This is a genomic window from Streptomyces sp. NPDC054841 (assembly GCF_053611045.1).
Map to the genome: position 1 here is coordinate 1 of NZ_JBSGZO010000236.1, position 13,109 is coordinate 13,109.

Below are 13,109 nucleotides of genomic sequence, written 5' to 3' on the forward strand. Positions count from 1 at the left end.
CCCCTCCGCCGCCGTACGCGCGCGGCGCGCCGGAGCCTCGCCGGCCGGGGTGCGGCGCGCCGGGCGTTCGCCGGCGGCGCGTGGGGTACGGGCCGGACGGGCGGGGACCGGGGGGAGCTGGCCCTTGAGGGGGCCCCACTCGTTCGGGTCGGGGACACCGGGCGGCAGCATCTGGCGCCGCTTGGGCCCGCCGTGATCGGACTCCCCCGGCTCCTTCGCGCCCGGCCAGGCCTTGGCGACCCGGGCAGCCAGCACGAAGTCCTTGCGCAGCGGGTGCCCCTCGAAGCCCTCCGGGAGGAGCAGCGGAACGAGGTGCGGGTGACCGGTGAAGTCCACGCCGAACATCTCGTACGTCTCGCGCTCGTGCCAGGCCGCGCCCGCGTAGACCTCCACTGCGGACGCGAGCACCGGCGCCTCGTGCGGAACGGTCGTACGCAGCAGCAGCCGACGGACCACATGACCACCCGGCACGGAGTCCGGGCCGGAAGCCGAGCCGGCATCGGGACCGGACTTTGGACCGGCGTCCGGGCCGGAGGCCGAACCACCGGCGGCAGCCGGCGCGGCCTGGAGCGCGACGACGTGCGCGCACACGCGGAAGCCGGCGCCCGGCTCGTCGACGGCGCTCAGCCAGTCGAAATAGGTGCAGCCCAGCTCGTCGCGGGCGGTGCGCAGTGCGTCGGTCCAGGTGGCGGCGGGGACGTCCACCGTCAGCAGGTCGTACGCCTGCTCGGCGGTGGCATCAGGTCCGAAGCGCTCGGCGATGTCCGTCTCGAACGTGCTCATGAGGCGGCTCCCGGCTCGGACGGGGCAGGAGGCGGGGTGACCAGGCCGCTGCGGAGTTCGCCCACCGAGGCACGGCCCGGGGCCGAGCCGTACCGCTCGCTCAGCGACTCGCGCGCGATCTTCTCCTGCAGTTTGAGGATGCCCTGGAGCAGCGCCTCGGGCCGCGGCGGGCAGCCCGGCACGTACACATCGACGGGGATGATCTGGTCGACGCCCTTGGTCACCGAGTACGAGTCCCAGTACGGGCCGCCGCAGTTCGAGCAGGCACCGAAGGAGATGACGTACTTGGGCTCGGGCATCTGCTCGTACAGCCGCTTCACCGCGGGCGCCATCTTGTCGGTCACCGTGCCCGACACGACCATCAGGTCGGCCTGACGCGGTCCGGGCGCGAAGGGGATCACGCCGAGCCGGATGAAGTCGTGCCGGGCCATCGACGCGGCGATGAACTCGATCGCGCAACAGGCAAGACCGAAGTTGAAGACCCACAGGCTGTAGCGGCGGCCCCAGTTCAGGACCACCTTCATCGGCTCGGGGGCGAGCCGGGCGAGGGCGCCCAGCCGCCTCGGTTCCGGAAGCAGCACGGGCTCGGGAGCCTGCGCGGAGCCCGAGGTCTGCGGGGTCACGTCCATGTGAGGACGCCCTTCTTCCATGCGTAGAGAATTCCCACGGCCAGGAAGCCGAGGAAGATGAACATCTCCACGAGCGTCGTCGCGCCGTATCCGGCCGCGGCGAACACCGTGGCCCATGGGAACAGGAAGATCGAGTCGACGGCGAAGATGACATAGAGGAACGCGTAGACGTAGTAGCGGACCTGGGTGTGGGCCCAGCCCTCCCCCACCGGGTCGACTCCGCATTCGTACGTCAGCATCTTCTCCTGCGTCGGTACGACCGGCCGCAGCAACCGTCCCGCGCCGAAGGCCACCGCGACGAAGAGCACGCCGATCAGGGCGAGCAGTCCGACGACCGAGTAGCTCTGGAAGTAGTCGGCCGCGAGTACGGTCGGTTCGGTGAGTTTCCGCACGTCCGCCCCTCGCTCCCTGCCCGTTCGACGATGCCCGTTCGACGATCTGTACGCACGGGAGTCTAGGCCCTGTTAAAGAGACGGTAAGCAGCCGTGTCACGCATCGGACGGGATCAGGCGCCCGGCATGCGCCCCGCAGCCGCCTCACAGTGGGGATATCCCCACTGCGCCCCCACCCATGTACCCCATGGCGTGCGCGGATACGACCGGGCAGGCTGTGCCGTATGACCCCGACCAGCAGCACCATGGACGACCCCATGGACGACCCCGTCGACGGCCTCGTGGATGTCCCCGTGGACGCCGTGGACGACCCGGTGAGCGACCCCGTGAACGGCCCCCTGGACGACCACGACGGTCCGCCGCCCGCCCGCTTCGCGTACGACCGGCACACCTGGAAGGAGATCGCGCATCTCCTCTCCGACCTGCCGATCGCGATTGCCGGGTTCGTCTACACGGTGGCCATGGTCGCGATCGGCGCGGGGCTGTCGGTGACGGTCGTCGGTCTGCCCCTGCTGGCGGGCGGACTGGCCGGTTCACGGCTGCTCGGCAGGTCGGAGCGGGCGCGGGCGCGCAAGCTGCTGGGCGTACGGGTGGACGAGCCGAGTCCGCTGCCGCGCCCCCGCGGTGGCGGCTTCTTCTCCTCGCTGTGGACCGGGCTCAAGGACCCCGTGGCCTGGCGGTCCGCGCTGTACGCGTTCATCCGGCTGCCGTGGGGCGTCCTGACCTTCACCGTGACACTGGTGGGGCTGTTCGTGCTCTGGCCGGTGCTGCCGTACATCGTGCGGGGCATGGCCAACGCCGACCGGGCGATGGTCCGTGGGCTGCTGTCGCCCTCCGACGAACTGGAGCGGCGGATCGCCGAACTGGAGTCGGACCGCGGCGTCGTCGTGGACACGGCGGCCGCGGATCTGCGGCGCATCGAGCGCGATCTGCACGACGGCGCCCAGGCCCGGCTGGTCAACCTCGCCATGGGGCTCGGTCTGGCCAAGGAGAAGCTGCTGGAGGGCCAGGCCGACGAAACCGTCGCGGCCATGGTCGACGAGGCGCACGGCGAGGTGAAGCTCGCCCTGCAGGAACTGCGGGACCTGGCACGCGGCATCCACCCGGCCGTCCTCACCGACCGCGGGCTGGACGCGGCGCTGTCCTCCGTCGCCTCCCGCTGCACGGTGCCCGTGCAGGTCGCGGTCGATCTGCCGGCCCGGCCGGCCGAGGCGATCGAGGGCATCGCGTACTTCACGGTCTCCGAACTGCTCCAGAACGTCAGCAAGCACAGCGGTGCCCGCACGGCGTCCGTCGAGGTGTGGCGGCGCGACGACCGCCTGCTGCTCCAGGTACGGGACGACGGCAACGGCGGCGCCTCGCCCTCCGGTGGCACCGGCATGGCCGGGCTCGCGGAGCGGCTCGGCGCGGTCGACGGCCTCTTCGTCGTCGACTCACCGCGCGGCGGCCCCACGGTCGTCACGGCGGAGCTGCCGTGGCGCGACCGGATGCCGGCCGGCGGCGGCGCCGCGGCGAGGGCGGGGAGCCGTCCCGGTAGCAGGTAGGTGGCGAGAGCCGTCCCGGTTACCAGGCAGAGGGCGGGAACCCTCCCGGTACCAGGCAGAGGGCGGGAACCCTCCCGGTACCAGGCAGGGGGCGGCGTCCCCGTAACGGGTCGGGGGTCTCCCGTCTCCGGCCAGGTAGGGAAAACCCCCGGGCCAAGAGGGATACCGGCCTCATGGTGTGCGGGCGGCGCGGTCAGCAGTCTTGAGGGAGTACCGCGATCAGCAGCACAGGCACGGTACGGACCACGCAGCACGCAGTACGCAGCACCCGCCGCCGAGCAGAACGGACGACCTCGACGATGGCCACGGCATACGAACCGGAGCACCGGGCCCACCTCCTTCCCCCGGCACTGCGCGCGCCGTTCGAGGGCCGCACCTGGCGAGAGTTCGGCTACCTCATGCTGAACCTGCCGCTCAGCGTCGTCTTCTTCTCGCTTGCCGTGACGCTGACGGCGGCCGGTGCCGGCCTGGTGGTCACCTTCCTCGGCATCCCGGTCCTCGCCGGAGCCCTCGCCATGTGCCGCGGCTTCGGCGCGCTGGAGCGGAGCCGGGCGCGAGGGCTGCTGAGGCTGGACATCGCCGACCCCGCGCCGGTCCGGCCCGAGCGGCACGGGCCGATGTCCTGGATGGGCGCGATGCTGAAGAGCGGGGTGTCCTGGCGGCATCTGCTGTACGCGATGGTGCACATGCCGTGGGCGGTCTTCGCGTTCTGCGTCTCGCTGACCTTCTGGGCGTACGGCTGGGCCTGCCTCACGTACCCGCTGTGGCAGTGGGTGTTCCCCGTGTACGCCGGCATCGACGGGGTCCAGCTGTACGGCGACAGAACGCACAGCTTCTACCTCGACTCGCCCTTCGAGCTGGCGCTGACCAGCACGATCGGGCTGCTGTTCGTCCTGATCACGCCGTGGGTCATCCGCGGGCTGGCCACGGTGGACCGGCTGTTCGTGATGGGGCTGCTCGGGCCGTCCCGGCTGGAGGGCCGCGTCGTCGAGCTGGAGTCGGACCGCGGCGTCGTCGTGGACACGGCGGCCGCGGACCTGCGGCGCATCGAGCGCGATCTGCACGACGGCGCGCAGGCCCGGCTGGTCAACCTCGCCATGGACCTGGGGCTGGCCAAGGAGAAGCTGGCCGAGGATCCGCGGGCGGCGGCACGGATGGTGGAGGAGGCGCACGGCGAGGTGAAGACGGCGCTCCAGGAACTGCGGGACCTGGCGCGCGGCATCCACCCGGCCGTCCTCACCGACCGCGGCCTGGACGCCGCGCTCTCCGCCGTGGCCTCCCGCTGCACGGTGCCGGTCCGGGTGGAGGTCGATCTGCCCGCGCGGCCGGCCCCGGCGATCGAGGGCATCGCGTACTTCACGGTCTCCGAGCTGCTCCAGAACGTCAGCAAGCATGCGCAGGCGAGGCGGGCGTCGGTGGATGTGTGGCGTACGGAGGACCGGCTGATGCTTCAGGTCTCCGACGACGGGCGGGGCGGGGCGGAGGTCTCCGCCGGCAGCGGGCTGGCCGGGCTGACCGAGCGGCTCGACGCGGTCGACGGGATCCTCGTGGTCGACTCGCCGGCGGGCGGGCCGACGACGGTGACGGCGGAGCTGCCCTGGCGAGGATGAGCGGGGCCTGGCCCATACCCCGGTGCGGGGCCCGGCCCACACCGCGATGCGGGGCCCGGCCGCACACCCCGATGCGGGGCCCGGCCGCACACCCCGATGCGGGGCCCGGCCGCACACCCCGATGCGGGGCCCGGCCCACCCCCCGATGCGGGGCCCGGCCCACCCCCCGATGCGGGGCCCGGCCCACCCCCCGATGCGGAGTCAGCCCGCGCCGGAGCCCGGGTCGCCGAGTGCGGACGCCCGCAAACCAGGGGCGCGGGGCCCACAAACCAGGGGCGCGGGGCCCGCACCCCGCAAAACGGCAAGCCCGGCACACCCCCGCCCCCTCCCGAACCTCACCGCACGCACCCCGCAATGCTGCGATGCTGGAGCACGCAGGCGCGTCGCCCTTCCGACGCGCGCATCGACGTAGGGGGATACAAGGTCGTGGAGGACAGGGTGCGGGTGGTCATCGCCGAGGATTCCGTGTTGCTGCGGGAGGGCCTCACCCGGCTGCTGACCGATCGCGGGCACGACGTGGTCGCGGGCGTCGGGGACGCCGACGCGCTGATCAAGACCGTCGACGATCTCGCCGCGCAGCAGACACTGCCCGACGTCGTGGTCGCCGACGTACGAATGCCGCCCACCCACACCGACGAGGGCGTGCGCGCCGCGGTACGGCTGCGCCGCGATCATCCCGGGATCGGCGTGCTCGTGCTGTCGCAGTACGTGGAGGAGCAGTACGCCACCGAACTGCTCGCCGGGAGCAGCCGCGGCGTGGGCTATCTGCTGAAGGACCGCGTCGCCGAGGTGCGCGAATTCGTGGACGCCGTCGTCAGGGTCGCCCGGGGCGGCACCGCGCTGGACCCGGAGGTGGTGGCGCAGCTGCTGGGGCGGAGCCGTAAGCAGGACGTCCTGACCGGGCTGACGCCGCGCGAGCGGGAGGTTCTGGGCCTGATGGCGGAGGGCCGTACGAACTCGGCGATCGCGAAGCAGCTGGTGGTGAGCGACGGCGCGGTGGAGAAGCACGTCAGCAACATCTTCCTGAAGCTCGGATTGTCCCCGAGCGACGGCGATCACCGGCGTGTACTCGCCGTGCTGACCTATCTCAACTCATAGTTGCCTGACACTGTGTCAGAGTCAGTTTCAATGAGAACCGCAGGATAGGCGGGGGCGTCTTCAAGAGAAGGACCCGGGGGCGAACAGAACATGGCATACCAGGGCACAGGGGCGTCTCAAATTGACGTCCAGTATATGAGCGGTCCCGGGAAGGCGACCCTTACCGACGTAGGGTTGACCTTGGAGCGACCGGTGAGCCGGCCGCAGCCCAGCCGCCTCGAAGGAGGTCCAGTTCAGTGACCAGCCAGGTCAGTAGCCCAGCCGAGCACGCAGACGAGGCAGACGAGGGCGGCGAGGCTCTCGTCGGGGGGCCGCGGCAGCCCCCCGGCACGAAAGAGGTACGCCACCTCGACCGGGTGATCATTCGGTTCGCGGGTGATTCCGGTGACGGTATGCAGCTGACAGGTGACCGTTTCACGTCAGAGACGGCGTCTTTCGGCAATGACCTGTCCACGCTGCCGAACTTCCCGGCCGAGATCCGCGCCCCCGCCGGCACTCTGCCCGGTGTCTCCAGCTTCCAGCTGCACTTCGCCGACCACGACATCCTCACCCCCGGCGACGCGCCGAACGTGCTGGTGGCGATGAACCCTGCCGCGCTCAAGGCCAACATCGGCGACGTCCCGCGCGGCGGCGAGATCATCGTGAACACCGACGAATTCGCCAAACGCGCCATGGCCAAGGTCGGCTACGACACCAGTCCGCTCGAGGACGGCTCGCTCGACGGCTACAACGTCCACCCCGTACCCCTGACGACCCTCACGATCGAGGCGCTCAAGGACCTCGGGCTCTCCCGCAAGGAAGCCGAACGCTCGAAGAACATGTTCGCGCTCGGCCTGCTGTCGTGGATGTACCACCGGCCCACCGAAGGCACCGAGAAGTTCCTGCGGGCCAAGTTCGCGAAGAAGCCCGCCATCGCCGAGGCGAACGTGGCCGCCTTCAGAGCCGGCTGGAACTTCGGCGAGACCACCGAGGACTTCGCCGTCTCCTACGAGGTCGCCCCCGCGACCACCGCCTTCCCGCCGGGCACCTACCGCAACATCTCCGGAAACCTGGCGCTGTCCTACGGGCTGATCGCCGCGTCCCAGCAGGCCGACCTGCCGCTCTACCTCGGCTCGTACCCGATCACCCCGGCCTCCGACATCCTTCACGAACTGTCGAAGCACAAGAACTTCGGCGTGCGCACCTTCCAGGCGGAGGACGAGATCGCCGGCATCGGCGCCGCACTGGGCGCCGCGTTCGGCGGCTCGCTCGCGGTCACCACCACCTCCGGCCCCGGCGTCGCGCTCAAGAGCGAGACGATCGGGCTGGCGGTCTCCCTGGAGCTGCCGCTGCTGATCGTGGACATCCAGCGCGGCGGTCCCTCCACCGGACTGCCGACCAAGACCGAGCAGGCCGATCTGCTGCAGGCCATGTACGGCCGCAACGGTGAGGCCCCGGTCCCCGTCGTGGCCCCCAGGACCCCGGCGGACTGCTTCGACGCGGCCCTGGACGCCGCCCGCATCGCGCTCACCTACCGCACTCCGGTGTTCCTGCTGTCCGACGGCTACCTCGCCAACGGCTCGGAACCGTGGCGGATCCCCGATGTCGACGAACTGCCCGATCTGCGCACCCAGTTCGCGACCGGACCGAACCACACCCTGGACGACGGCACCGAGGTCTTCTGGCCGTACAAGCGCGACCCCCACACCCTGGCCCGGCCGTGGGCCGTGCCCGGCACTCCCGGCCTGGAACACCGCATCGGCGGCATCGAGAAGCAGGACGGCAGCGGGAACATCTCCTACGACCCGGCCAACCACGACCTCATGGTCCGCACCCGCCAGGCCAAGATCGACGGCATCGAGGTGCCGGACGTGACGGTCGACGACCCCGACGACGCGAAGACCCTGGTCCTGGGCTGGGGATCCACGTACGGGCCGATCACCGCCGCCGTCCGCCGGCTGCGGATCGCCGGCCTCCCCATCGCGCAGGCCCATCTGCGCCATCTCAACCCCTTCCCCCGGAATCTGGGAGAGGTCCTGGAGCGTTACGAGAAGGTAGTGGTACCGGAGATGAACCTCGGCCAGCTCGCCACCCTGATCCGCGCGAAGTATCTGGTCGACGCCCACTCCTACAACCAGGTCAACGGCATGCCGTTCAAGGCCGAGCAGCTCGCCACGCTTCTCAAGGAGGCCATCAATGACTGAGACAGCGTCCTCATTGCTGTCCCTGGTTCCGAAGGCCGAGGCCAAGCAGTCCATGAAGGACTTCAAGTCGGACCAGGAGGTCCGATGGTGCCCCGGCTGCGGTGACTACGCGATCCTCGCCGCCGTGCAGGGCTTCATGCCCGAGCTCGGCCTGGCGAAGGAGAACATCGTCTTCGTCTCCGGCATCGGCTGCTCCTCCCGCTTCCCGTACTACATGAACACCTACGGGATGCACTCCATCCACGGCCGCGCCCCGGCAATCGCGACCGGCCTCGCCTCCTCCCGCCGCGACCTGTCCGTCTGGGTCGTCACGGGCGACGGCGACGCTCTGTCCATCGGCGGCAACCACCTCATCCACGCCCTGCGTCGCAACGTCAACCTCAAGATCCTCCTCTTCAACAACCGGATCTACGGACTGACCAAGGGCCAGTACAGCCCCACGTCCGAAGTCGGCAAGATCACGAAGTCGACGCCGATGGGTTCCCTCGACGCCCCCTTCAACCCGGTCTCACTGGCCATCGGCGCGGAGGCGTCCTTCGTCGCCCGCACCATCGACTCCGACCGCAAGCACCTCACCGAGGTGCTGCGCGCGGCGGCCGACCATCCGGGCACGGCGCTGGTGGAGATCTACCAGAACTGCAACATCTTCAACGACGGCGCCTTCGATGCCCTCAAGGACAAGCAGCAGGCCGAGGAGGCCGTGATCCGGCTGGAGCACGGGCAGCCGATCCGCTTCGGCACCGACAACGCCAAGGGCGTGCTCCGTGACCCGGCCACCGGCGACCTCAAGGCCGTCACCGTCACTCCCGAGAACGAGTCGCAGATCCTCGTCCACGACGCCCACAGCGCCAGCCCCACCACCGCGTTCGCGCTGTCCCGGCTCGCCGACCCGGACACCCTGCGCCACACCCCGATCGGCGTGTTCCGCAGCACCGACCGCCCGGTCTACGACTCCCAGATGTCCGACCAGCTCGACGCCGCCATCGAACAGAACGGCAAGGGCGACCTGACCGCACTGCTCACCGGGAACGACACCTGGACCGTCGTCGGCTGACCCCTCGGGGTCCCGCGATGTCCCGCGCGGTGCCATGAGGTCCCACGAGGCCCGGATCTCCCCTCAGGAGGTCCGGGCCTCGTCGTATGCGGCGCGCGCCCGCTCCACGTCCTCGACGCGCCGCTCGGTCCAGCGCGCCAGCGCCCACACCTGGTCGGCGGCCTCCTTGCCGAGTGCGGTGAGGGAGTAGTCCACGCGCGGCGGGATGACGGGCTTGGCATCGCGGTGCACGAAGCCGTCGCGCTCCAGGGTCTGCAGCGTCTGGGCCAGCATCTTCTCGCTGACGCCGCCGACGGCCCGGCGCAGCTCGCTGAAGCGGTACGAACGCTCCAGCAGGGCGGCGAGGATCAGGACGCCCCAGCGGCTGGTGACGTGCTCCAGGACGATGCGGGACGGGCACATCGTGTCGTTGACGTCGGGCTTCCTGCTTACGTTCACACCAGTACCTTACTTCAAAGTGGGTACTTTCGCATGGTTAGCGCTCACCGTAGGGTCGGTACCCGAGCCCCTACGAAACGGAGAAATCCCCCCATGAGCATCGTCGTCACCGGAGCCACCGGACAGCTCGGCCGCCTCGTCATCGAGCGCCTCCTCGCCACCGGCGTCCCCGCCGGAACCATCGCCGCGGTCGTACGGAACGAGGAGAAGGCCGCCGGCCTGGCCGAGCTCGGCGTCGCCGTGCGGGTGGCCGACTACAGCGCGCCGGAGACGCTCGCCGGAGCGTTCCGGGCCGGCGACCGGGTGCTGCTGATCTCCGGCAGCGAGGTCGGCCGGCGGATGCCGCAGCACACGGCGGTCATCGCGGCCGCGAAGGAGGCGGGCGTCGCCCAGCTCGCGTACACCGGCGTTCTCGGCGGCCCCGACGCCGACTTCACGCTCGCCGACGAGCACAAGGCCACCGAGCAGGCGGTCCTCGACTCCGGCCTGCCCTACACCTTCCTGCGCAACGGCTGGTACACCGAGAACTACACCGGCAACCTGGCTCCGGTGCTGGAGCACGGCGCCGTCGTCGCCAACGCGGGCGAGGGCCGGGTCGCCTCCGCCGCCCGCGCCGACTACGCCGCCGCCGCGGCCGCCGTACTGACCGGCGAGGGCCACCTCGGCCGGGCCTACGAGCTCAGCGGCGACACCGCCTGGTCGCTGGCCGAGTACGCGGCCGAGGTCGCCCGGCAGTCCGGCAAGGACATCGCGTACAACAACGTGCCCGCCGAGGCGCACCAGCAGATCCTGACCGGCGCGGGTGTGCCGGAGGCCTTCGCCGCGATCCTCGTCGACGTGGACCACGCCATCGAGCGCGGGCTGCTCGCCCGTACCAGCGGCGACCTGGCGCGGCTCATCGGGCGGCCCACGACACCGCTGGCCGACACGGTCGCCGCGGCCCTCGCGCGCCGCTGATCGGTGCGTCATGACCGTATTGCGATACGGACATGACAGCCTGCCCTGCTCGGCGCTACCTTCGACGAGGACAGCGCGGCGCAGGGCAGGACAGGGGGAGGCTCAGTGAAGGACAGCGAGCAGCGGGCAGGACTGCTTTACGGGATCGGCGCCTACGGGATGTGGGGCCTGGTCCCGCTCTTCTGGCCGTTGCTGAAGCCGGCCGGCGCCGTCGAGATCCTCGCCCACCGCATGGTGTGGTCGCTGGCCGTCGTCGCCGTCGCCCTGCTGGCGCTGCGCCGCTGGGGCTGGATACGGGAGTTGCTGCGCGAGCCGCGCAAGCTCGGCCTGATCACGGTCGCCGCGACGGTCATCAGCGTCAACTGGGGCCTCTACATCTGGGCAGTCAACGCCGGCCAGGTGGTGGAGGCCTCGCTCGGCTACTTCATCAATCCGCTGGTCACCATCGCGATGGGCGTGCTGCTGCTGAAGGAGCGGCTGCGGCCGGCGCAGTGGGCGGCGGTCGGCATCGGCTGCGCCGCGGTGCTGGTGCTGGCGGTCGGGTACGGGCGACCGCCGTGGATCTCGCTGGTCCTGGCGTTCTCGTTCGCCGTCTACGGGCTGATCAAGAAGAAGACCAGCATCGGGGGTCTCGAGTCGCTGGCGGCCGAGACGGCGGTGCAGTTCCTGCCCGCGCTCGCCTATCTGCTGTGGCTGGGTTCGCAGGGCTCGGCCGACTTCGGTGCGCACGGCGCGGGCCACGCGGCACTGCTCGCAGCGACCGGCATCGTCACCGCCGTGCCGCTGGTCTGCTTCGGCGCCGCGGCGATCCGGGTGCCCCTCTCGACGCTGGGACTGCTGCAGTATCTGGCGCCGCTCTTCCAGTTCCTGCTGGGCGTCGTGTACTTCCACGAGGCCATGCCTCCCGAGCGGTGGGCGGGCTTCTCCCTGGTCTGGCTCGCCCTGACCATCCTCACCTGGGACGCCCTGCGCACCGCCCGTCGCAACAAGGCGGAGGCGCTCCGCCTGGCCGAGGCGCGGGCGAGCGAGGTTCCGGCCGCCGTGAAACGCCCCGAACCCGCCGCCTGACCGGGACGCGGCGATCCAGGGGCCCGGCGGGGCGCCCTGACGTGGCGGGTCCGGCTGCCGCCGGCGGGTGGCGAGCCGGGTCATCGGGTGGGGCCGCGGGTGGTTCGTGGTTCGTGCCCGGGAGGCCGGGAGGCCGGGAGGCCGGGGGGCCCAGGGGCTGAGCCTCCTTCAGGACGCGTGGCGGGCCCGGTGGGTCCGGACCTTGTGACGATTGCCGCAGCGTTCCATCGCGCACCAGCGGCGGCGTCCCGGCCGGGAGGTGTCCACGAAGAGCAGGCCGCAGTCGTGGGCGCCGCATTCGCGGATGCGGTCGGCGTACGGGCCGGTGAAGAGGTCGATGGCGTCGCGCGCGACGGTCGACACGAGCTGGGTGCCGGTCGCGCCGGGTGCCCATGCGCGGGTGGCGTCCGGGGCGAGGCGGGCGACCAGTGCGGGCGCGGCCGCCGCGTCGTTCAGCACCACCACATCGGCCGGGTCGGCCGCCCGGCCGTGGGCGCGAGCCCGCGTCAGCCTCCACAGGGCGTCGCGGAGGGCGCGCGCCTCGGCGGCCTCCGCGGCGGTCACGGTGAGCGGCAGACCTGGGGCGAGCCGGCTCGCCTCCGCCCAGCGCACCAGGCCTTCCGGTTCGTCCAGCACCTCGTAGCGCGCAAGGGCGCCCGGGCCGCCGGTGGGCAGCAGCTCCAGGCAGAGCGCGCCCGGATCGAAGCGGTACGACCGCCCCTCAGGGGTGTGGAGGACGAGTCCCGGCGAGTCCATTGCGGTCCCGTTCATGTAACCACTATAACTGGTTGCCATGACGATGCACTGGAAGCTCGTGATCGACGCGACCGACCCGCTCGCCCAGGCCGACTTCTGGGCCGAGGCCCTCGACTACGTGACCGAGGACAACAGCGCCCTCATCGAGCGACTGCTCGGCATAGGAGCCGCACCCGAATCCGCGACCACCGACTGGCACGACCGCCGCGCATGGCGGGATCTGGCCGCCGTCCGGCATCCGGACGATCCGTACGACAAGGACACGGGCACCGGCCTGGGCAGGCGGCTGCTGTTCCAGCGGGTGCCGGAGGCGAAGACGGTGAAGAACCGCTTCCATCTCGACCTGCACACCGGCCCCGGGCTGCGCGACGCGGAGGTCGCCCGGCTGGAGCAGCTGGGCGCGACGGTGCTGCACCAGGTGAAGGAGCCCGGGGGCGAGTGGTGCGTCATGCAGGACCCCGAGGGCAACGAGTTCTGCGTGCACTAGACGAGTAAGTCCTATCTCCCGCCGTCCGCCCGGAGGGCGGGCTTCGCGGCGTCCGGTGCGTGCAGATGCAAGGCGGAGGGTCGTCCTCGTACTGGGCGTACTTGGACGAT

The 13,109-nt window shown here is 71.1% G+C and carries 13 protein-coding genes; 8 read left to right on the forward strand and 5 right to left on the reverse strand.

The window, feature by feature from the left end; translation table 11 throughout:
• From ACWGI8_RS26730 to ACWGI8_RS26740, 3 genes are all read right to left on the reverse strand, one after another.
• On the reverse strand, window positions 1-783 hold a 783-nt coding region (locus ACWGI8_RS26730), incomplete at its 3' end, for an NADH-quinone oxidoreductase subunit C (RefSeq protein WP_453664630.1).
• Window positions 780-1,412, reverse strand: a complete 633-nt coding sequence (locus ACWGI8_RS26735; protein WP_453664632.1) for an NADH-quinone oxidoreductase subunit B — start codon at window positions 1,410-1,412, stop codon at window positions 780-782. The genes ACWGI8_RS26735 and ACWGI8_RS26730, both read right to left, overlap by 4 nt.
• The gene (locus ACWGI8_RS26740) at window positions 1,403-1,804 is read right to left on the reverse strand and encodes an NADH-quinone oxidoreductase subunit A (RefSeq protein ID WP_453664634.1); all 402 of its coding nucleotides are present in this window, start codon (window positions 1,802-1,804) and stop codon (window positions 1,403-1,405) included. The genes ACWGI8_RS26735 and ACWGI8_RS26740 overlap by 10 nt, the downstream gene beginning before the upstream one ends.
• A 224-nt stretch (window positions 1,805-2,028) precedes the next feature.
• On the opposite strand from ACWGI8_RS26740, the gene ACWGI8_RS26745 reads away from it, so the two are divergent.
• The 5 genes from ACWGI8_RS26745 to ACWGI8_RS26765 all read left to right on the forward strand — a co-directional run bounded on the left by ACWGI8_RS26745 (window position 2,029) and on the right by ACWGI8_RS26765 (window position 9,293).
• The gene (locus ACWGI8_RS26745) at window positions 2,029-3,348 is read left to right on the forward strand and encodes a sensor histidine kinase (protein WP_453664635.1); all 1,320 of its coding nucleotides are present in this window, start codon (window positions 2,029-2,031) and stop codon (window positions 3,346-3,348) included.
• A 299-nt stretch (window positions 3,349-3,647) separates the two neighbouring features.
• The gene (locus tag ACWGI8_RS26750; protein WP_453664637.1) at window positions 3,648-4,958 is read left to right on the forward strand and encodes a sensor histidine kinase; all 1,311 of its coding nucleotides are present in this window, start codon (window positions 3,648-3,650) and stop codon (window positions 4,956-4,958) included.
• Window positions 4,959-5,396: 438 nt separating this feature from the next.
• Window positions 5,397-6,056, forward strand: a complete 660-nt coding sequence (locus ACWGI8_RS26755; protein WP_453664648.1) for a LuxR C-terminal-related transcriptional regulator — start codon at window positions 5,397-5,399, stop codon at window positions 6,054-6,056.
• Window positions 6,057-6,292: 236 nt separating this feature from the next.
• The gene (locus ACWGI8_RS26760) at window positions 6,293-8,239 is read left to right on the forward strand and encodes a 2-oxoacid:acceptor oxidoreductase subunit alpha (RefSeq protein WP_453664638.1); all 1,947 of its coding nucleotides are present in this window, start codon (window positions 6,293-6,295) and stop codon (window positions 8,237-8,239) included.
• Window positions 8,232-9,293: a 2-oxoacid:ferredoxin oxidoreductase subunit beta gene (locus tag ACWGI8_RS26765; RefSeq protein WP_453664640.1), complete on the forward strand. Its 1,062-nt coding sequence runs from the start codon at window positions 8,232-8,234 to the stop codon at window positions 9,291-9,293. The genes ACWGI8_RS26760 and ACWGI8_RS26765 overlap by 8 nt, the downstream gene beginning before the upstream one ends.
• 63 nt (window positions 9,294-9,356) lie before the next feature.
• On the opposite strand, the gene ACWGI8_RS26770 is transcribed toward ACWGI8_RS26765, so the two are convergent.
• Window positions 9,357-9,695: a winged helix-turn-helix transcriptional regulator gene (locus tag ACWGI8_RS26770; protein WP_453664649.1), complete on the reverse strand. Its 339-nt coding sequence runs from the start codon at window positions 9,693-9,695 to the stop codon at window positions 9,357-9,359.
• A 129-nt stretch (window positions 9,696-9,824) separates the two neighbouring features.
• Here ACWGI8_RS26770 and ACWGI8_RS26775 point away from each other — a divergent pair, with 129 nt between their 5' ends.
• On the forward strand, window positions 9,825-10,688 hold the full coding sequence (locus ACWGI8_RS26775; RefSeq protein WP_453664642.1) for an SDR family oxidoreductase: 864 nt from the start codon (window positions 9,825-9,827) through the stop codon (window positions 10,686-10,688).
• Window positions 10,689-10,847: 159 nt separating this feature from the next.
• The gene (gene rarD / locus ACWGI8_RS26780) at window positions 10,848-11,756 is read left to right on the forward strand and encodes an EamA family transporter RarD (RefSeq protein WP_453664651.1); all 909 of its coding nucleotides are present in this window, start codon (window positions 10,848-10,850) and stop codon (window positions 11,754-11,756) included.
• Window positions 11,757-11,924: 168 nt separating this feature from the next.
• On the opposite strand, the gene ACWGI8_RS26785 is transcribed toward rarD, so the two are convergent.
• On the reverse strand, window positions 11,925-12,527 hold the full coding sequence (locus ACWGI8_RS26785) for a CGNR zinc finger domain-containing protein (protein WP_453664644.1): 603 nt from the start codon (window positions 12,525-12,527) through the stop codon (window positions 11,925-11,927).
• Between the two features lie 22 nt (window positions 12,528-12,549).
• On the opposite strand from ACWGI8_RS26785, the gene ACWGI8_RS26790 reads away from it, so the two are divergent.
• Window positions 12,550-12,999, forward strand: coding sequence for a VOC family protein (locus ACWGI8_RS26790; protein WP_453664646.1), 450 nt, complete (start codon window positions 12,550-12,552; stop codon window positions 12,997-12,999).
• The last annotated feature ends 110 nt before the right edge of the window (window positions 13,000-13,109 follow it).